This is a genomic window from Pseudomonas sp. GW821-FHT03E01 (assembly GCF_059420765.1).
Genome location: NZ_JBWKUI010000001.1, coordinates 287,557 through 305,644, shown reverse-complemented (window position 1 = coordinate 305,644; position 18,088 = coordinate 287,557). Strand labels below are relative to the sequence as shown.

General features: G+C 60.0%; 17 protein-coding genes. 12 read left to right on the top strand and 5 right to left on the bottom strand.

The window, feature by feature from the left end; translation table 11 throughout:
* Positions 1-159 precede the first annotated feature (159 nt).
* Both AC07VO_RS01500 and AC07VO_RS01495 read right to left on the bottom strand, forming a co-directional pair.
* The gene (locus AC07VO_RS01500) at positions 160-357 is read right to left on the bottom strand and encodes a YbdD/YjiX family protein (RefSeq protein ID WP_007938220.1); all 198 of its coding nucleotides are present in this window, start codon (positions 355-357) and stop codon (positions 160-162) included.
* A gap of 14 nt (positions 358-371) precedes the next feature.
* Entirely contained in the window at positions 372-2,429 is a 2,058-nt protein-coding gene (locus AC07VO_RS01495) for a carbon starvation CstA family protein (protein ID WP_495007464.1), read from the bottom strand.
* Between the two features lie 242 nt (positions 2,430-2,671).
* Between AC07VO_RS01495 and AC07VO_RS01490 the strand changes: the two genes are divergently transcribed.
* The gene (locus AC07VO_RS01490; RefSeq protein WP_018925860.1) at positions 2,672-4,033 is read left to right on the top strand and encodes a cache domain-containing protein; all 1,362 of its coding nucleotides are present in this window, start codon (positions 2,672-2,674) and stop codon (positions 4,031-4,033) included.
* A gap of 33 nt (positions 4,034-4,066) precedes the next feature.
* Positions 4,067-4,699 (top strand): response regulator, encoded by a 633-nt coding sequence (locus tag AC07VO_RS01485; protein WP_028940608.1) that lies wholly within the window; start codon positions 4,067-4,069, stop codon positions 4,697-4,699.
* Positions 4,700-4,705: 6 nt separating this feature from the next.
* Here the strand turns inward: AC07VO_RS01485 and AC07VO_RS01480 are convergent, their stop codons facing one another.
* Positions 4,706-5,227 (bottom strand): transporter suffix domain-containing protein, encoded by a 522-nt coding sequence (locus AC07VO_RS01480; RefSeq protein ID WP_019578884.1) that lies wholly within the window; start codon positions 5,225-5,227, stop codon positions 4,706-4,708.
* 203 nt (positions 5,228-5,430) lie between these two features.
* Between AC07VO_RS01480 and AC07VO_RS01475 the strand changes: the two genes are divergently transcribed.
* From AC07VO_RS01475 to AC07VO_RS01465, 3 genes are read left to right on the top strand one after another with little or no spacing between them, the layout of a single operon-like run.
* Positions 5,431-6,969: an efflux transporter outer membrane subunit gene (locus AC07VO_RS01475; protein WP_086944300.1), complete on the top strand. Its 1,539-nt coding sequence runs from the start codon at positions 5,431-5,433 to the stop codon at positions 6,967-6,969.
* Positions 6,962-8,101 carry an HlyD family secretion protein gene (locus tag AC07VO_RS01470; protein ID WP_086944301.1) on the top strand — a complete coding sequence of 380 codons (1,140 nt, stop codon included), beginning with the start codon at positions 6,962-6,964 and terminating at the stop codon, positions 8,099-8,101. Before AC07VO_RS01475 ends, AC07VO_RS01470 begins: the two co-directional genes overlap by 8 nt.
* Positions 8,091-9,122, top strand: a complete 1,032-nt coding sequence (locus AC07VO_RS01465; protein WP_086944302.1) for a DUF2955 domain-containing protein — start codon at positions 8,091-8,093, stop codon at positions 9,120-9,122. Before AC07VO_RS01470 ends, AC07VO_RS01465 begins: the two co-directional genes overlap by 11 nt.
* Here AC07VO_RS01465 and AC07VO_RS01460 read toward each other — a convergent pair.
* Positions 9,107-9,559 carry a YMGG-like glycine zipper-containing protein gene (locus tag AC07VO_RS01460; protein ID WP_064617823.1) on the bottom strand — a complete coding sequence of 151 codons (453 nt, stop codon included), beginning with the start codon at positions 9,557-9,559 and terminating at the stop codon, positions 9,107-9,109. The two genes, AC07VO_RS01465 and AC07VO_RS01460, sit on opposite strands and share 16 nt — an antisense overlap.
* Positions 9,556-10,482, bottom strand: a complete 927-nt coding sequence (locus tag AC07VO_RS01455; protein ID WP_019578879.1) for a helix-turn-helix domain-containing protein — start codon at positions 10,480-10,482, stop codon at positions 9,556-9,558. Before AC07VO_RS01455 ends, AC07VO_RS01460 begins: the two co-directional genes overlap by 4 nt.
* Positions 10,483-10,644: 162 nt before the next feature.
* Here AC07VO_RS01455 and AC07VO_RS01450 point away from each other — a divergent pair, with 162 nt between their 5' ends.
* From AC07VO_RS01450 to AC07VO_RS01420, 7 genes are all read left to right on the top strand, one after another.
* Positions 10,645-12,003, top strand: a complete 1,359-nt coding sequence (locus AC07VO_RS01450) for a glutamine synthetase family protein (RefSeq protein ID WP_018925852.1) — start codon at positions 10,645-10,647, stop codon at positions 12,001-12,003.
* A gap of 50 nt (positions 12,004-12,053) precedes the next feature.
* Positions 12,054-13,142, top strand: coding sequence for a polyamine ABC transporter substrate-binding protein (locus AC07VO_RS01445; protein ID WP_019578877.1), 1,089 nt, complete (start codon positions 12,054-12,056; stop codon positions 13,140-13,142).
* The gene (locus tag AC07VO_RS01440; protein ID WP_086944303.1) at positions 13,139-14,440 is read left to right on the top strand and encodes an NAD(P)/FAD-dependent oxidoreductase; all 1,302 of its coding nucleotides are present in this window, start codon (positions 13,139-13,141) and stop codon (positions 14,438-14,440) included. The genes AC07VO_RS01445 and AC07VO_RS01440 overlap by 4 nt, the downstream gene beginning before the upstream one ends.
* Before the next feature lie 174 nt (positions 14,441-14,614).
* On the top strand, positions 14,615-15,211 hold the full coding sequence (locus AC07VO_RS01435; protein ID WP_019578875.1) for a paraquat-inducible protein A: 597 nt from the start codon (positions 14,615-14,617) through the stop codon (positions 15,209-15,211).
* Positions 15,208-15,876, top strand: coding sequence for a paraquat-inducible protein A (locus AC07VO_RS01430; RefSeq protein WP_086944304.1), 669 nt, complete (start codon positions 15,208-15,210; stop codon positions 15,874-15,876). Before AC07VO_RS01435 ends, AC07VO_RS01430 begins: the two co-directional genes overlap by 4 nt.
* The gene (locus AC07VO_RS01425; RefSeq protein WP_086944305.1) at positions 15,857-17,512 is read left to right on the top strand and encodes a PqiB family protein; all 1,656 of its coding nucleotides are present in this window, start codon (positions 15,857-15,859) and stop codon (positions 17,510-17,512) included. The genes AC07VO_RS01430 and AC07VO_RS01425 overlap by 20 nt, the downstream gene beginning before the upstream one ends.
* 15 nt (positions 17,513-17,527) lie before the next feature.
* Positions 17,528-18,082 (top strand): PqiC family protein, encoded by a 555-nt coding sequence (locus AC07VO_RS01420; RefSeq protein ID WP_086944306.1) that lies wholly within the window; start codon positions 17,528-17,530, stop codon positions 18,080-18,082.
* The last annotated feature ends 6 nt before the right edge of the window (positions 18,083-18,088 follow it).

The following is an 18,088-nucleotide window of genomic DNA, read 5'->3' as shown; positions in this document are numbered from 1 at the left end:
ACTCCATCAGGCCCCCGGTGAGTCTAGAACATGATCAGCGATCATGAGAGGCGTTCGCCCTGATGAAAAACCAGAGCGAATACCAACCGAATCGACCGTTGCAGGGTTGTCCTGCAACATAGAATCTCCCACAGGGTTTGGATCAACCTGGCTGTCAGGTCAGCAACACTTCGGCCCTGCCTTACCGCCGTAACGAGCCTCCTGACGTTCGCGAAAGAACATCTCGTAGCTCATCACCGGCTTGTCCGGGTGTTCGGTTTGCATATGCTCGACGTAGTTGTCGTAGTCGGGCATGCCGACCATCAGGCGCGCAGCCTGACCGAGGTATTTACCGAGGCGACTCAGGTCATTGAACATGCTGCCCTCCTCGATCAAGCATCTGGCAGCGCATGGAATGGCGCTTCTTTATCCGTACGTTCTTTGGTGCCCCAGGCGGCAATGCCGACTTTAAGCGCAAAGAACAGGATGCTGAACACCACGAGCAGGAACAACACCGTCAGCGTTGCGTTGGTGTAGGCGTTGTAGATCACATGCTGCATCTGCTCAATGCTCTTGGCCGGCGCCAGCACCTGACCGTTGGCCAGGGCATCGCTGTACTTCTTCGCCAGCGACAGGAAGCCGATCGCCGGGTTGGCGTCGAACAGCTTGATGAAGCCTGCAGTGGTGGTGCAGATCAGCAGCCATACCGCTGGCAGCATGGTCACCCACACATAGCGTTGGCGTTTCATTTTGATCAGCACAACGGTTGCCAACATCAGCGCGATACCGGCCAGCATCTGGTTGGAAATACCGAACAGCGGCCACAAGGTGTTGATCCCGCCCAACGGGTCGATCACACCTTGGTACAGCAGGTAACCCCACATCGCCACGCAACCGGCGGTGGCGATCAGGTTGGCGGTCCAGGATTCGGTGCGTTTCAACGCCGGCACGAAGGAACCAAGCAAATCCTGCAGCATGAAACGTCCGGCACGGGTACCGGCATCGACCGCAGTCAGGATGAACAGCGCTTCAAACAGGATCGCGAAGTGGTACCAGAACGCCATGGTGTTTTCACCCGGCAGCACGTGGTGCAGGATCTGCGCGATACCGACTGCCAGGGTCGGCGCACCGCCGGCACGGGCCAGGACGGTGGTTTCATCGATGTCCTTGGCTACCGCTTGCAGGGCTTCCGGGGTAATCGCGAAACCCCAGCTGCTGACTGTCTGTGCAACCGAAACAGCGTCGGCGCCGACAAGGGCCGCCGGGCTGTTCATGGCGAAATAGACACCCGGCTCGATCACCGAAGCGGCCACCATCGCCATGATCGCCACGAAGGATTCCATCAGCATGCCGCCATAACCGATGTAACGGGCATGGCCTTCGCTGGCGAGCAGCTTCGGCGTGGTGCCGGAAGCGATCAGTGCGTGGAAACCGGACACTGCGCCACAGGCAATGGTGATGAACAGGAACGGGAACAGCCCACCCTTCCACACCGGCCCGGTGCCGTCGATGAACTGGGTCAATGCCGGCATTTTCAGCTCGGGCATGGTGATCAGAATGCCGATCGCCAGCGCAACGATGGTGCCGATCTTGAGGAACGTGGACAGGTAATCACGCGGCGCCAGGATCAGCCATACCGGCAATACGGCCGCGACAAAACCGTAGCCGATCAGCATCCAGGTAATCTGCAGTCCAGTGAAGGTAAAGGCTTTGGCCCAGACCGGGTCAGCAGCAATTTGCCCGCCCAGCCAGATCGAACCGAGCAGCAACGCCACGCCGATCACCGAGATTTCACCAATACGGCCCGGACGGATGTAGCGCATGTAGATGCCCATGAACATCGCGATCGGGATGGTCGCCATCACCGTGAAAATGCCCCACGGGCTCTCGGCCAGGGCCTTGACCACGATCAGCGCCAGCACCGCGAGGATGATGATCATGATCAGGAAGCAGCCGAACAGCGCTATGGTCCCGGGGATGCGGCCCATTTCTTCACGGACCATGTCGCCCAGGGAACGGCCGTTGCGGCGAGTGGACATGAACAGGACCATGAAGTCCTGAACCGCACCGGCCAGCACCACGCCGGCAATCAGCCACAGCGTACCGGGCAGATAGCCCATCTGCGCCGCCAACACCGGACCGACCAGCGGCCCCGCGCCTGCAATGGCTGCGAAGTGATGACCGAAGAGTACGTGTTTATTGGTCGGCACATAGTCCAGACCATCGTTGTTGAGTACGGCGGGAGTGGCTCGATTGGGGTCGAGTTGCATCACCTTGGTGGCGATGAACAGGCTGTAGTAGCGGTATGCGACAAGATAGATAGCGACGGCTGCGACTACGATCCAGAGGGCGTTGATGGCTTCGCCGCGGCGCAGGGCCACGACACTTAGCGCAAACGCTCCCAAGACAGCCACGGCAAACCAGGCGAGGTGTTTAGCCAGACGGGGCATAGCGTGTCTCCTGCCGACAGTCAGTGACTGCGGCGGTAATTATTATAATTGTGTCCGCTTTGCGGAGCGGGCCCAATATCCACCCATGCTGTCGACAAATAAATCCGCGTTACTACGTACGTGGCGCCTACGTAGTTCTACGTAGACGGTTTGTCATTCTGTCCAGCACTGCTACTGGAGGCGCGTATCTTTGGCATATGATGCCGGGCCTTCGCCCTCCCTCGGTCTGGCCAGGAGTAGAGATGCAGCTCAAACACAAAATCGTCGCGCTCGGCATTCTGCCGCTGGTGTTGGCGATCGCGGTCATCTGCGCGCTGGTGATTTCCCTGAACCGCCAATTGGGTGATCAACAGGCGCAACTGATCGAAGACAGCATTCTGGCCAGCAAGCGCGCAGAGCTGAAAAACTACGTTGAAATGGCACAAAGCCTGATCGCGCCGCTGTACGACAACGGCCGTGGTGACGAACACGCACAGCAACAAGTGCTGGAAGAACTGCGCAAGCTCAGTTTTGGCATCAATGGCTACTTCTTCGTCTACGACCGCGAAGGCCGCAGCCTGATGCACGCACGCCAGTCAGAGCTGGTGGGCCAATACCTGTGGGACATGAAAGACCCTCACGGCCTGCCGGTAATCCAGGCGTTGCTCAAAAGCGCGGCATCCGGCGAAGGCTTTCAACGTTACGCCTGGAACAAACCCTCTTCCGGCCAAGTGACCGACAAGCTCGCCTACGTAGTGATGCTCGATCGCTGGGGCTGGATGCTCGGCACCGGCATCTACCTTGAAGACGTTGAGCGCGCCACCCAACAAGCGCGTGCCGAGGTGGCTCAGGGCATCCGCACAACCATGCTGGCGATTGCCGCGGTGGCGCTTGTAGCGGTGCTGTTTGTGTTCGCCAGTGGCATGACGCTGAACGTCAGCGAGCACCGCCTGGCCGACAAAAAACTGCAGCGCCTGACTCAACGCATCGTCAGTTTGCAGGAGGAAGAACGGTCACGGGTTTCCCGAGAGCTGCACGACGGCATCAGCCAGCTACTGGTCTCTATCAAGTTTCAGTTCGAACTGGCCAGCCATGTGCTGGAGAATGGCCAAGACAAAGGCTTGAGCATTTTAAGAGACGCCACCGAGCGCCTGGGGGAAGCGATCGGTGAGGTTCGCAGCCTCTCCCACGACCTGCGCTCATCATTGCTCGACACCCTCGGCCTGCCGGCGGCAATCGGTCAACTCGCCGCCGAGTTCGAGCAACGCAGCGGTCTTGTTGTAACCTTCAACGATAACGAATTCGACTGTCACCTGGCCGATGGCGCCGCCGCCTCGCTGTTTCGCATTGTGCAAGAAGGCCTGACCAACATCGAACGCCACGCCCAGGCAAAACACGTCATCATTACCCTGCACGGCTGCGAAAAGTCCGTACGGTTGACGGTGATCGATGACGGCATAGGTTTCAATGTCGCCCAGGTCGAACGTCGCCAGGCCGGCATTGGCCTGCGCAATATCCGTGAGCGAGTCGAGCATTTTGGCGGTCGATTCGACCTGACCTCGATGCCGGGAAGAAGTGAACTGGACGTGCTGCTGCCGATGAAGCCACCCGGTACAGAACGCTGACTCACCCCATAACAATTAGAGTGAATGCCTGCGATGAACCTGCCCTACCCGATCCGCGTCGCCCTGGTCGACGATCACTCCCTGGTCCGCGATGGCATCAAATCGCTGCTGGCGGTCATGGCGCCGCTGGAAGTGGTGGGCGAAGCCGAGAATGGCGCCGATGCCATTGCGATGGTCGGGCGCTGTCAGCCGGATCTGTTGCTGGTCGACATCAGCCTGAAGGATATCAACGGGCTCGAGCTGACCCGGCTGTTGCGCAGCCAGTACCCGTCGCTCAAGGTGCTGGTGCTGAGCATGTACGACAACTACGAATACGTCAGTGAATCGGTTCGCTCGGGGGCTAGCGGCTATGTACTGAAGAACGCGCCTTCACGGGAAATCATTGCGGCCATCGAAGCCATTGTCAGTGGTGGGACGTTCTACAGTGCCGAAATCGCCCAACGGCTCATCGCCGATAAAAGTACCGACAACGAACTGACACCGCGCGAGAGCCAGGTGCTGTACAAAATGGCTCAGGGGTTGAACAACAAGGAAATGGCTCGCGAGCTGGACATCAGCGTCCGCACAGTGGAAACCCATCGCCTGAGCATCCGCCGCAAACTCAACATCGACAAACCCGCCGCCCTCGTAAAATACGCGATCGATCACGGGATCATCTCTCGTTAGAAGCACTCACACCGTACTCACGTTGACCACACGCGCCGTGCGGATAAACAAAGCACGCACCTTGTCCCAGAAATTCCCGCCCAGTACGAAAAAGCTGCCGACCAACATGGCATCGCCCAGCGCCTGGACCTGCCAGAGGTTCGGTCTCAGCCCCGGCCACAGTGTGTCCACGTAAGGCTCGAGAAAGGATGAAATCAGTGGCAGGCAAAACATCACCAGGCCAATTCGATGGCGAGCCGGGCCTACTTCAAGTTCAGTCGGTGCGAGCGTGGAAACATAGCCAAACACGCTGCGCTTGAGTTGCTGAAAACCAGACTTGCCCATGACGGCGATGGCGAGGATCAGCAGAATCTTGTTGCTGATAAACAAAATGCCTGTCAGTGCCGCGATCTTTGGGCCGGGCACATCCGCAGCGGCGGCGAGCGGCACCAACAGCCAGGCGAGCACTGTCAAACTGAGAATCCCGATGCCTGCTTTGAAACGCCAACCGGTGGAGCTGGGGGCAATCTCGTCCTGGGGACTGGTCATGGTCTTCGTACCCTTCTTTTTCACCCGAATGAATAACTTTCAAAAGCGTAGCAGTTGCTCGGTGCCCTGTTTGTCAAACATGACCTTGTGTTTGTCTTGGCTGTACTAACCTAAGCGGAACCGGTTCAAGCCCGCACAGCCAGGGCATTCAATATTGGGGACGCTAGGATGACGTTTTCCCGTGACCAACTTGCAGTGCTGCGATGCTGACGCGCCCGGCTCCGCTGCTTCTACTGGGGGCCCTCGCTCTTGGCGGCTGCGTGCGTCTGGGGCCGGATTTTCAAGCCCCGGGCGAGGCCTGGACAAAACTCTGGAGCAGCCCTGCGCTTGAACAGGCCAGCCAAAGACGCGCCTATCCCGATGTGCGCCAGTGGTGGCAAGTGTTCGCCGACCCGGTCCTCGACGGGCTGATCGCCGAAGCGGATGCGCACAATTCCAACCTGAAAATTGCCGGCCTTCGTGTCATGGAAGCCCGTGCCCGGTTGGGGATTGCCCAAAGCGGACGCTATCCGCAACTGCAGCAGGCCAGTGCCGAGAGCTTGTACATCAACCGTCGGCAATACGGCGGCAACAACCCGCAAGACAGCCATTTCTGGCAACACAGCGTGGGTTTTGATGTCGGTTGGGAGCTGGACTTCTGGGGACGTTTCAGTCGGGCCATCGAGTCGTCAGATGCCAGTTACTTTGCGGCTCAAGCCAATTATGAAGACGTACTGGTACTGCTGCGTGCTCAAGTGGCCGACACTTACTTCTCATTGCGCACCACCGAAGCGCGTTTACGCGTCGCCCGGGAAAACGCCGAACAGCAAAAGCGCAACTTTGAAATCACCGAGAAACTGTTCAACAGCGGCCAGAGCGCCGAGCTCGATTTGCAACAAGCCAAGACCCAGTACCTCGGCACCTTGAGCAGCATTCCCGAGCTTGAAGGGCAAGTGCTGCGCACCCGCAACGCATTGGCCGTACTGATCGGACAGCCGCCCAACGCCCTGCCCCGATTGCTCGAAAACCAGGGACTGATTCCGCTGGTAGACCGTGCCGTGCTGCAAGACGTACCCGCCAGCCTGCTGTTGCGTCGACCGGACGTACGCGCAGCCGAACTCAACGTCGCCGCCCAATCGGCACTGATCGGAGTGGCAGAAACCGACTTCTATCCATCGCTGACCTTGCTCGGCAGCATCGTCTGGTCGACCGACACGCTGAAGGGCACCTCCAACAGCCTGGACCTGATCGGCGGCCCCAGTTTGCGCTGGAACCTGTTTGATCACGGTCAGATCAGCAACAACGTGCGGGTGCAGGATGCGCGGTTGCAGCAGCTGATCGAGGTTTATCGCGACAAAGTCCGCGAGGCTGCACGCGAAGCCGATGATGCCGCCAGCGGCCTGAGCAAATCACTGGAACGCGAGCGCATCCTGAGCGAAGCGCAGGTCGCCGCCAAGCGCTCGCTGAGCCTGGCCAACAGCCAATACCGCGAAGGCTACTCGGACTTCCAGCGGGTGCTGGATGCCCAACGCGCATTGCTCGAACAACAGGACAATTACCTGGTCAGCCGCAGCAATGCCGTGAGCAACCTGATCGCCCTGTACAAAGCCCTTGGCGGTGGCTGGTACAGCGCCCAGCCGACTGTCGACCCAGACACACGCCAACAAATGGAACACCGCACCGATTGGGGCAACCTGCTGCATGAACCAGCCCCTTCACCAGCCCTCTCTTCCACGTCAGACAAGGTCAAAGCCGATGAGTGAACCCTCACCGCCCGCCACTGAAGTGCCCTCTTCCAAGGCGCCCGAACCGGCTGCCGATCCGGCAAAAAAAGGCATCAAATGGGTGCTGCTGCTGATCGTCCTGAGCCTGGCCTGGTATCTGTTGGCTGACCGTTTCACGCCGTATACGCAACAGGCTCGGGTCGGTGCCTTTGTGATTCCGGTGGCGGCTGAAGTGGCCGGTCAGGTGATCCGCGTGAATGTGCGCAACAACCAGGACGTCAAGGCAGGCGATGTGCTGTTCGAAGTCGATCAGCAGCCCTATCAGATAGCCGCCGACCGCGCACGCGCGGATCTTGAGTCTACCCGCCGGCAGATCGGTGCCAGCACTGCCGGCATTGCCTCCGCGCAAGCCTCGTTGCGGGCGGCCCAGGCCAATGAACTCAAGGCCCGGCAGGATAACGAACGCCTTGAAAGCCTGTACCGCCAAGACCGCGGAACCATTTCCGTGCGCCTGCTGGAAGCTTCGCGGGCCAGCCGTGAGCAGGCCGTCAGCCAAGTCGCCGCGGCCCGTGCTGAAGTCCAGCGAGCACGGGAACAGGAAGGCGGCAGCGAGGAAGACAACGCGCTGTTACGCAGCGCCGCCACGGCGTTATCAAAAGCCGAACTCGACATGGCCAACACCCAAGTCCGCGCGCGCTCGGCGGGTTTGATAACTGACCTGCGCACCGACGTCGGGCAATTCGCCTCGGTCGGCACGCCGGTCATGACCTTGATTGCCATCCACGATGTGTGGATCAGTGCGGACATGACCGAGAACAACCTGGGGCGGGTCAAGCCTGGAACTCCGGTGGCGATCGTGCTGGACGCGCTGCCGGGCGAGGTCTTCGAGGGGCGGGTGCGCAGCGTTGGCTACGGCGTCAGCGTGGGGCAGACGCCGGCGCCGGGCACCTTGCCCAGTGTGCAAAACAGTCGCGACTGGTTGCGTCCGGCCCAACGCTTCCCGGTGATCATCGAATTTTCTGACGAGGCGATGCAGGTGCTGCGTGACAGTCGCGCCATTCGTGCCGGCGGCCAGGCCGAAGTCATGGCCTTTCCTGCGCAGAATAATCCGCTGAATCCCTTGGGACGCTTGTTTTTCTGGCTGATGAGTTGGTTGTCTTATGCCTACTGATCGCCCGCCCGGATTCCAACGGGCGCCGCGTCTGGCCGTCGGCACGGCGCTGTGCCTGGCCATCAGCTTCGGCCTGGCACTGCCGATTCCGTTTATTGCGCCGGTGCTTTGCGTGTTGCTGTTGGCCACGCTTAACAAACCCCTGCCATTCAAGGCAGGCGTGATGCTGGCAGTGGTTGCGATGCTGACCACCGGCATCGGGCTGTTACTGATCCCGGTCCTGCGTTATTACCCCCTCAGCGGCGTGCTGCTGATCGGTGTCGGTCTGTTCCTGGCCTTTGGTTTCGGGCTGCGCGGCGGCAACACCTTGGTCGTGACCTTTCTGATCATCGGCCTGACGATGATTTCCTCGGCCGGCGTTGCCGAGTTCGATCTGGCGATAATGGTCATCGGTGCCCTGGTCAAGGCCTTGCTCCTCGCCGTCATCGTCGTCGCGATCAGTCACTGGCTGTTTCCCGACCCGGCCAATGCACCCTCGCCACCTGCCGCCAGCGCTATGCCGGCGCAAGAAGTGCCCAGGATAGCGCTGCGTGCCACCCTGATCGTGATCCCAGCGTTCTTGTTGGCGCTGATCGACCCGGCCAGTTATCTGCCGATCATTTTGAAAGCGGTCAGTCTGGGCCAGCAGAGTTCAACGGTAACGACGCGCAACGCCAGTCGCGAACTGCTCGGCTCGACCTTAATGGGCGGGCTGTTGGCCATTATGTTCTGGTGCGCGCTCAGCCTGTTCGTGCACTTGTGGATGTTCTTTCTGTGGATGCTGCTGTTCGGCTTGCTGTTGGCGCGCAAGCTCTATGCCCTGAGTCCGACTCGACAAACCCCGGGGTTCTGGCTCAACAGCCTGATCACGCTGATCATCCTGCTGGGCCAGTCGGTGCAGGACAGTCTTGCCGGCAAAGACGTCTATACCGCCTTCGCCGTGCGCATGGGGTTGTTTATCGCCCTCACGCTCTATGCCGACCTGATGGTTCACCTGATTGAACAGCGGCAGAGAACGCCCGGTGCTCAGGGCGTTACCTGATAACCCCGCCCTTGCAGGCAGCTGGTATAGGCGGTTGAACTGGTCGACGCGTTGGTCTTTTGCTGCGCCCGACGCTCCTGACGCTGGCGCGCGCCACCAACCACTGCGCCCGCCGCTGCGGTTTGCCCGGCCCGGTTCTGCCGATATTCCTGTTTCACATCGTCGTCGACCCCCTCGTAAAACTCGTCATGCTGACGCCCCCGGACCTCAGCGCCCACCGCCCCGGCAGCAGCACCCACCGCAGCACCGCGCAAGCGCCCGCCCGAGGGTGGTGGTGTTGAGGAACTCTGACTCGCCGCGACGTTGCGGCAATCGTTGATGTCCAGCTGGGTTTGTTGCGAACTCTGCCCTTTCAACGGCACAACCGTTTCGGCCTGGACCTGCGTACAGGCCATCGACACTACGACACACAGACTGAAAGACGATAACCGACTCATGATGACCTCCGACAAGGTCCACTGTGTTGGCGGGCGAGCGTCTGGCTGGGAAGCTCCTGGAACAACGCTCGATAACTGCTGGAAAACCGCCCCAAATGCCAGAACGACCAGTGCATCGCCACTTGCGCGACTGTCGTGTCGCTGGCCGTTCGGCTGAGCAACTCACGGCGCGCACTGTTGAGCCGGCGCAAACGCAACCAATGCGAGGGCGTCATCCCGGTGTACGCCTTGAACGCGTGCTGCAACTGACGCAACGAAACCCCGGCCACCTGGGACAGTTCCAGCAAGTTGAGGGTTTCTTCCGGGGTATCGGCGGCCCATTCGGCGACGCGCTTCATGATCGTTCGCTCTTCGGCCCGACGCTGCAAGCCTGCGCGATCCAGGCACACACAAGCGTTATCGAGGATGAACAAACAGTCCTCCAGCAACTGCTGGGTCAATGCCTCTTTGCTCGGCGGATCCAGCGTCTGCTCCAGTCGCGTCAAGGTGCCGCTCAACCAGCGGCTGAACAGCGCGTTCTGCCCGCAATTGAGCGGCGACATGAACAAGCCTTCGAGCCGCGCCACGTCCAGGCCATGCCGTTGAACGAATTGCGGTCCGAACACCACGGCGATTTCCTGGTAGTTCTCCGGGGTGATCCAGATGTTGCGGCTCTCGCCGTTCAACATGTACAGCGAGTTGTCGTTGCGATCGAAACAGAACGCCAGTGAACCTTCGGGGGCGCTGAAATTCTGCTCGACCCGGGTGTTCATCTGCTCTTCGTAAATCTCCACGCCTTGCAAGTCCAGATAGCGCACCCGCCCGGCGAAATGCCCCGGTGACATCTGCTGATAGTGCTGCACCCAACCCGGTGTGGCGCGGATCTGCTCGGCCACGTCGGCGGTGTTGAAGGCTTGAACCTGTAACGGATTGCACGCTGTCATGGGGTGACCTTACGCACTCGTTTGGTGCGTTTTGGTGCTGCTTAAAGTGGATAGATGGAACGCCACGGCTCACCCAAGATAGTCGTCAACGCGCCACAGGGGAAGTGTCCGGTGGATGAAGGCGCCTTCCCCGGCGTAATTCAAACCAACAATGAGGTCTTTATGAATGTCCCTTTCGATCAGCTGTTCACGTGGCTGAAAGATCACAAGATTACCGAGGTCGAGTGTGTGGTCAGCGACTTGACCGGCATTGCTCGCGGCAAGATTGCACCCACCAACAAGTTCCTGCATGAGCGAGGCATGCGCCTGCCGGAAAGTGTGCTGTTGCAAACGGTAACCGGGGACTTTGTCGACGACGACATCTACTACGACCTGCTCGACCCGGCCGACATCGACATGGTCTGCAAACCTGTCGCCGACGCGGTTTACGTGGTGCCGTGGGCCATCGAACCCACCGCCATCGTGATCCACGACACCTTCGACAAGTTCGGCAACCCCATCGAACTGTCGCCGCGCAACGTGCTGAAGAAAGTGCTGCAGCTTTACACCGACAAAGGCTGGCAGCCGATTGTCGCGCCGGAAATGGAGTTCTACCTGACCCAGCGCTGCGAAGACCCGGACTTGCCACTCAAGGCGCCGCTGGGGCGTTCTGGCCGTGCGGAAAGCGGTCGACAGTCTTTTTCCATCGACGCCGCCAACGAGTTCGATCCACTGTTTGAAGACGTCTACGACTGGTGCGAACTGCAGGGCCTGGACCTCGACACGCTGATCCACGAAGACGGCCCGGCGCAGATGGAAATCAACTTCCGTCATGGCGATGCGCTGGACCTGGCGGACCAGATCACCGTGTTCAAACGCACCCTGCGCGAGGCGGCACTCAAGCACAACGTGACTGCGACTTTCATGGCCAAACCCATTGGTGACGAACCTGGCAGCGCCATGCACATCCATCAAAGCGTGGTCGACATCGCCAGCGGCCAGCCGATCTTCGCCGATGCCGACGGGCAGATGAGCGAGCTGTTCCGGCACCACATCGGCGGCCTGCAAAAGTACATCCCCAAAGTGCTGCCGATGTTCGCGCCCAACGTCAATTCGTTCCGCCGCTTCCTGCCCGACACCTCGGCACCGGTCAACGTCGAATGGGGCGAAGAAAACCGCACCGTCGGCCTGCGCGTGCCGACCTCGAGCCCCGACGCCATGCGCGTGGAAAACCGTTTGCCGGGTGCCGACGCCAACCCTTACCTGGCGATCGCCGCGAGCCTGTTGTGCGGCTACCTGGGCATGGTCGAAAAGGTCGAGCCGAGCGCCGCGGTGCAGGGTCGTGCCTACGAGCGACGCAACCTGCGCCTGCCGATCACCATCGAGGACGCACTCACGCGCATGGAAGAGTGCGAAACCATCAAGCGCTACCTGGGCAGCAAATTCGTCCGGGGGTATGTCGCGGTCAAGCGCGCCGAACACGAGAACTTCAAGCGCGTGATCAGCTCCTGGGAGCGCGAGTTCCTGCTGCTCAGCGTCTAAAAAACACACGCCCGCTCCCACAAAGCCAAATAACTCAAAGAGGTGTCGATATGCGTCTATTGAAATCCGTGGTTCCGGTCGCGCTGGCGGTATTGTTCAGCGCCGGGGCGCAGGCTCAGCCAAGCGTCAGCGTCTACAACTGGACCGATTACATCGGCGAGACCACCCTCGCCGACTTCCAGGCAAAAACCGGGATCAAGGTGATCTACGACGTATTCGATTCCAACGAAACCCTGGAAGGCAAACTGCTCGCCGGCCGCACCGGGTATGACGTGGTGGTGCCGTCCAACCACTTTCTCGCGCGGCAGGTGAAGGCCGGTGCGTTCCTCAAACTGGATCGCTCGCAGCTGCCCAACTTCAAAAACCTCGACCCGAAACTGCTGACGCTGCTGGAGAAAAACGATCCGCAGAACGCGCATTCCGTACCGTATCTGTGGGGCACCAACGGCATCGGCTACAACGTCGACAAGGTCAAGCAAGTGCTGGGCATTGATCACATCGATTCCTGGGCCGTGTTTTTCGAACCCGAGAACCTGAAGAAACTCAGCCAGTGTGGTGTGTCGATGATGGACTCGGCTGATGAAGTATTCCCGGCAGTCCTCAACTACATGGGCATGGACCCACGCAGCGAAAACCCTGAGGACTTTAAAAAAGCCGAAGCCAAACTCTTGAGCATCCGGCCTTACATCACCTACTTCCATTCCTCCAAGTACGTCTCGGACCTGGCCAACGGCGACATCTGCGTGGCCTTCGGTTACTCCGGCGACGTGTTCCAGGCGGCCAATCGCGCCAAGGAAGCGAAGAACGGCGTGAACATCGCCTACTCGATCCCGAAAGAAGGCAGCAACCTGTGGTTCGACCTTCTGGCAATTCCCGCCGACGCCAGCAACCCGAAAGAAGCCCACGCCTTCATCAATAACCTGCTGGACCCGCAAGTGATCGCCAAGGTCAGTGCCTCGGTGGGCTATGCCAATCCGAACCCGGCGGCCAAGGCCTACATGGATGCTGAGTTGGTCAATAATCCTGAGGTCTACCCACCCCAGGACGTCCTCGACAAACTCTACATCTCCACCACCCCGCCCCAGGCGATCATGCGTCTGATGACCCGTTCCTGGAGCAAAGTGAAGTCCAACCAATGAATCAGCATGACAAGCAACATGCCCGCTCCTATTACGCGGCATCGGCCAATGGCATGGCACCCTACCCTACGCTGGATTCGGACCTTGAAGCCGATGTCTGCGTGATCGGTGGCGGGTTCACCGGGGTCAACACCGCGATCGAACTGGCGCAGCGCGGGCTCTCGGTGATTCTGCTGGAGGGCCGGCGAATCGGCTGGGGAGCCAGCGGGCGTAACGGCGGCCAGTTGATCCGTGGCATCGGCCATGACGTCAGCGGCTTTGCCCGTTATGTCGGCGAGGAAGGCGTGCGTTATCTGGAGCGTGCGGGCATCGAGTCCGTGGAACTGGTGGGCAATCGCATCCGTGAACATGGCATCGATTGCGACCTGCGCTGGGGCTTCTGCGAACTGGCCAATACCCCGGCGCAGTTCGCTGCGTTCAAGGCTGAGCTGCAAAGCCTCGCCGAATTGGAGTACGCCCATGAAACCCGACTCGTCGGCCCCGAGCAGATCCGCCAGCAAGTGGTGGGCTCGGACCTTTATGCCGGCGGCCTGATCGACATGGGTTCGGGGCATTTGCATCCGCTGAATCTGGTGCTCGGCGAAGCGCGGCTGGCGCAATCCCTCGGGGTACGGATTTTCGAGCACAGCCCGGTGCTGGAGTTGGTCCACGGCAGTCCCGTGCAGGTTCGCTGCGCCGGCGGCACAGTGCGCGCCGGCAGCCTGGTGCTGGCCTGCAACGCACATCTGGAAGAACTCGAACCGCGCCTGAGCGGTAAGGTGCTGCCGGCGGGCAGTTACATCATCGCCACCGAACCGTTGGCACCCGAGGTGGCCGCTCAGCTGATCCCGCAGAACCTGGCGCTGTGCGACCAGAAAGTCGGTCTTGATTACTACCGGCTCTCGGCGGATCGACGCTTGTTATTCGGCGGTGCCTGCCATTATTCCGGGCGCGACCCCGTGGACATCGGCGCCTATATGCGGCCGAAAATGCTCAAGGTCTTTCCGCAACTGGCGGATGTGCGCATCGACTATCAATGGGGCGGCAAGATCGGCATCACCGCCAACCGCTTCCCCCAGGCCGGACGCTTGAGCCAGTACCCGAACGTGTTCTACGCCCAGGGTTACTCCGGCCATGGCCTGAACGTGACCCACTGGTGCGCCCGGCTGCTGGCCGAAGCGATTCATGCCGGGCACAGCCAGGGGCTGGACGTGTTCAGCGCCGTGCCGCACATGACCTTTCCCGGCGGACGAGCCCTGCGCTCACCGCTGCTGGCCCTTGGCATGTTCTGGTACCGGTTGCGCGAATTGCTTGGCTGAGATTCGTGGTAATGGCTTTGCACATACCCTGAAGCCGAAGTGCAGTCTGCTACAAATGCCCTCTAGTGCCGCATTCGGGTTATCCCTGGAGTAGCCTTTAGATTTGCTCAATCGCAAGTCACTTCTATATTGAGGGAGTGCTCTGACTTTTCTGCCTCCCGGCGAGTGCTGCCCATGGCGACGACTGCTCCATTGATCATCTGCGAGCACTGCGACTGCGTGTATGAAAAAGTCACGCTCGCCAAACATCAAAAGGCCCTGTGTACACGTTGCGGCGGTGTGCTTGCGCGTTACAACGGCTTGTCGGTGCAGCAACGCCTGGCGCTGAGCTTCACGGCGGCCGTGCTGTGGACTTTCTCGAATTTCTATCCGGTCATGACCATCAGCCTCAAGGGCATGAAGAACAGCGCGACGCTGTGGGATTCGGTGGTGGCGCTGAGCCAGGGGCCGATCACTTTCATTGCGTTAGTGGCGGCGATTTCCATCATCATCGCGCCGATGTTCCAGCTGCTCCTGTTGATCTGGGTATTGAGCTTTGCCCTCACCTCCCGACGTTCCCCAGGCTTCAAGCTATGCATGCGCTGGCTGGAAACCCTCAGGCCCTGGAGCATGCTGGAAGTCTGCCTGCTTGGGGCGATGGTCGCGGTGTTCAAACTCGCCGGGCTGCTGGATGTGCTGCCGGGTATCGGCATGTTTGCCCTGGCGGTCCTCAGCCTGTTGCTGATCCGCATCGCCGGGCGCGATGTACGTGATTTGTGGGACACCCTATGAACAGGCCACCGCTCGCCAGCGAACTCAACCTGTGCCTGTGCCACAGTTGTGGCATGGCCTGCGACATGACCGATCAACCTCACGAATGCGAACGCTGCGGCGCGCCGTTGCATGCCCGCAAACCTGACTCTCTGACCCGGACATGGGCCTATCTGCTGGCCTCACTGGTGTTTTATATCCCGGCCAATCTGCTGCCGGTCATGAACACCAGTCTGTTCGGCAACGGCTCCGACAGCACCATCATGAGCGGTGTGCTGGAGTTCTGGGCACACGGTGCATGGGACATTGCGCTGATCATTTTCATTGCCAGCATCGCGGTGCCGGGCATCAAGTTCGTTGCTCTCTCCCTGCTGCTGATCACGGTGCAACGCGGCAGCTTCTGGGCGCGCAAGGAACGTTCGAGGCTTTACCGTTTTGTCGAGCTGATCGGCTACTGGTCGATGCTCGACGTCATTGTCGTTGCGCTGGTGGCGGCATTGGTGAAATTCCAGGCCCTAGGCGATATCGAACCGCGCCCGGGCATTCTGTTCTTTGGTCTGGTGGTGGTGTTCACCATGCTGTCGGCGATGAGTTTCGACCCGCGGCTGATCTGGGATAACGAGCGGGATAGAGCGCTGCAAAACCCACAAGATGAGGAGCCCATGGATGAAGTCCCAAGCCACTGACGGTCCGCAAGCCCCTGGCCAAGCCGCGATCAAGACCCGTCGCTTCAGCGTTTCGCTGGTATGGATCGTGCCGATCGTAGCGGTGTTGGTGGGGATTTCCCTGGTGGTGCACAGCTGGCTGCAGGAAGGCCCGACCATCACCATCACGTTCAAGACCGGTAGCGGCCTGGTGGCCAACAAGACCGAGGTCAAATACCGCAATGTGGTCATCGGCCGCGTCTCGGAAGTGAAACTGAGCGGCGACCAGAAACGCGTCGACGCCACGATCCAGCTCGACAAACAAGCTGAAAGCTTCACCCGGGAAGACTCGCAGTTCTGGGTTGTGCGGCCGCGCATCGGTGCCGGTGGCGTTTCGGGCATCGATACCTTGCTGTCGGGCGACTACATTGGTGCCGACATCGGCCAGGCCGATGCCCGTTCCAAACACTTCACTGGGCTGGAAAACCCGCCGCCCATTACCTATGGCGAGCCGGGCAAACGCTTTATGTTGCACACTCAGGACCTCGGTTCGCTGGACATCGGTTCCCCCGTCTACTACCGCAAGATCCCCGTCGGGCAAGTGGTGGCGTATGAACTGGATGCCGACGGCAAAGGGGTGAACATCGAAATCTTCGTACACGCACCCAACGATGCCTACGTTACCGAGAACACCCGGTTCTGGAACGCCAGCGGTATTGATGTGAATGTCGGCGCCAACGGTTTTTCGGTGAAGACCGAGTCCCTGTCAGCCTTGTTGGTGGGCGGCGTCGCCTTTCGCGCGCCGGAATACAGTCCCAACGATGAAGTGGCCATCGAGGATAAAGCCTTCGACCTGTTCGAGGATGAGCACACCGCCCTCGCCCCGCCCAACGGCAAGGCACAGTTCCTGAGCTTGCGTTTCGATCAGGCGTTGCGCGGGCTCAAGGTTGATGCACCGGTGGAGTTTCTTGGTGTGGAGATCGGCCGGGTGGTGGCAGTCAATCTGGATTTCGACGCGAAAAAACGCAGCTTCCCGGTCAATGTCGGCATCGTGATCTACCCGCAACGCCTCGGTAAGGCTCACATCAAAATGCTCGAGGCCTTGAAGCATGACCCCAATGACGAAACTGCAACCGTGCGTCTGCTAGGCTCCTTCATCGAAAACGGCCTGCGAGCTCAGGCCCGTAGCGGCAATCTGTTGACCGGTCAGCTTTACATTGCGCTCGACTTCTATCCCAAGGCGGAGAAAGTCGCGTTCGATCCGGCTGCCCGCCCTATCTCTATTCCAACCATTCCCGGCAGTCTTGAGCAGTTGCAGGAAAAACTGGAAAGCATGGTCAACAAAATCAACCAACTGCCTATCGAACGCATAGCCGGCAACCTGGACAGCAATCTCGTCGAACTGCGCAAAGGCTTAGCGCAATTCAACGCCAAGACCCTGCCCGGCGTGCAAACCACCCTGTCGGACGTCAGCAAGACCTTGCAGTCGGCCAGTTCGACCCTCGCCGAAGATTCGCCGCAACGGGAACAACTGAGCCAGACCCTGGACGAGCTTGGACGCATGTCGCGCTCGTTGCGTGAACTCTCGGACTACATGGGACGGCATCCGGAATCGCTGATTCGCGGCCGCCCCGACAATGCCGCGCCGATGGATCTGCAAGGGCCACCGCGCAACTGACCACAGGAGCTACCCATGGCATTTTCGCTGAAGATCACGCTGGTCACTGCGTTGTTGCTACTCGCCGCTTGCCGCAGTGAGCCGATTCAATTCCACACCCTGACCCCGGCTCAACCGAGCGGTGCAAGCGGCGGAGCGGACATCCAGATCGAAAGCATCACCGTGCCGCCCCAGGTCGACCGTCCGCAGATCGTCATTCGTCAAGGCAACGCCGGCCTGGCAATCCTCGAAACACAATGGTGGGGCGCAAGCCTGTCGGAGGAACTGCGCAGTGCCCTGGTCGATCAACTGGTCAACAGTAACCCGCAGCGCAAAGTGTCGTTGCGCCTGGACGTTCAGCGTTTTGATTCGATACCCGGTCAGTACGCATTGATCGACGTCAAATGGCGCCTGCGCAAACTCGGCGAAGGCGATACTGCATTAGTCACCTGCCGCAGCACCTTGCAGACGCCTTCCGGCACGAGTATCGATGAGTTGGTGGTGGCTCATCAGAACAATGTGAAGCGCTTGGCCGCCACCATCAGCCAGGCTACCGCCGGCACATCGAAAAGCTGCCCGGCAACTAAATAAACAGTC

What these genes read in the sequence shown, in the direction of transcription:
- AC07VO_RS01500 (WP_007938220.1), bottom strand. Translation starts at nt 357, where the DNA reads ATGTTCAATGACCTGAGTCGCCTCGGTAAATACCTCGGTCAGGCTGCG.
- AC07VO_RS01495 (WP_495007464.1), bottom strand. Translation starts at nt 2,429, where the DNA reads ATGCCCCGTCTGGCTAAACACCTCGCCTGGTTTGCCGTGGCTGTCTTG.
- AC07VO_RS01490 (WP_018925860.1), top strand. Translation starts at nt 2,672, where the DNA reads ATGCAGCTCAAACACAAAATCGTCGCGCTCGGCATTCTGCCGCTGGTG.
- AC07VO_RS01485 (WP_028940608.1), top strand. Translation starts at nt 4,067, where the DNA reads ATGAACCTGCCCTACCCGATCCGCGTCGCCCTGGTCGACGATCACTCC.
- AC07VO_RS01480 (WP_019578884.1), bottom strand. Translation starts at nt 5,227, where the DNA reads ATGACCAGTCCCCAGGACGAGATTGCCCCCAGCTCCACCGGTTGGCGT.
- AC07VO_RS01475 (WP_086944300.1), top strand. Translation starts at nt 5,431, where the DNA reads ATGCTGACGCGCCCGGCTCCGCTGCTTCTACTGGGGGCCCTCGCTCTT.
- AC07VO_RS01470 (WP_086944301.1), top strand. Translation starts at nt 6,962, where the DNA reads ATGAGTGAACCCTCACCGCCCGCCACTGAAGTGCCCTCTTCCAAGGCG.
- AC07VO_RS01465 (WP_086944302.1), top strand. Translation starts at nt 8,091, where the DNA reads ATGCCTACTGATCGCCCGCCCGGATTCCAACGGGCGCCGCGTCTGGCC.
- AC07VO_RS01460 (WP_064617823.1), bottom strand. Translation starts at nt 9,559, where the DNA reads ATGAGTCGGTTATCGTCTTTCAGTCTGTGTGTCGTAGTGTCGATGGCC.
- AC07VO_RS01455 (WP_019578879.1), bottom strand. Translation starts at nt 10,482, where the DNA reads ATGACAGCGTGCAATCCGTTACAGGTTCAAGCCTTCAACACCGCCGAC.
- AC07VO_RS01450 (WP_018925852.1), top strand. Translation starts at nt 10,645, where the DNA reads ATGAATGTCCCTTTCGATCAGCTGTTCACGTGGCTGAAAGATCACAAG.
- AC07VO_RS01445 (WP_019578877.1), top strand. Translation starts at nt 12,054, where the DNA reads ATGCGTCTATTGAAATCCGTGGTTCCGGTCGCGCTGGCGGTATTGTTC.
- AC07VO_RS01440 (WP_086944303.1), top strand. Translation starts at nt 13,139, where the DNA reads ATGAATCAGCATGACAAGCAACATGCCCGCTCCTATTACGCGGCATCG.
- AC07VO_RS01435 (WP_019578875.1), top strand. Translation starts at nt 14,615, where the DNA reads ATGGCGACGACTGCTCCATTGATCATCTGCGAGCACTGCGACTGCGTG.
- AC07VO_RS01430 (WP_086944304.1), top strand. Translation starts at nt 15,208, where the DNA reads ATGAACAGGCCACCGCTCGCCAGCGAACTCAACCTGTGCCTGTGCCAC.
- AC07VO_RS01425 (WP_086944305.1), top strand. Translation starts at nt 15,857, where the DNA reads ATGAAGTCCCAAGCCACTGACGGTCCGCAAGCCCCTGGCCAAGCCGCG.
- AC07VO_RS01420 (WP_086944306.1), top strand. Translation starts at nt 17,528, where the DNA reads ATGGCATTTTCGCTGAAGATCACGCTGGTCACTGCGTTGTTGCTACTC.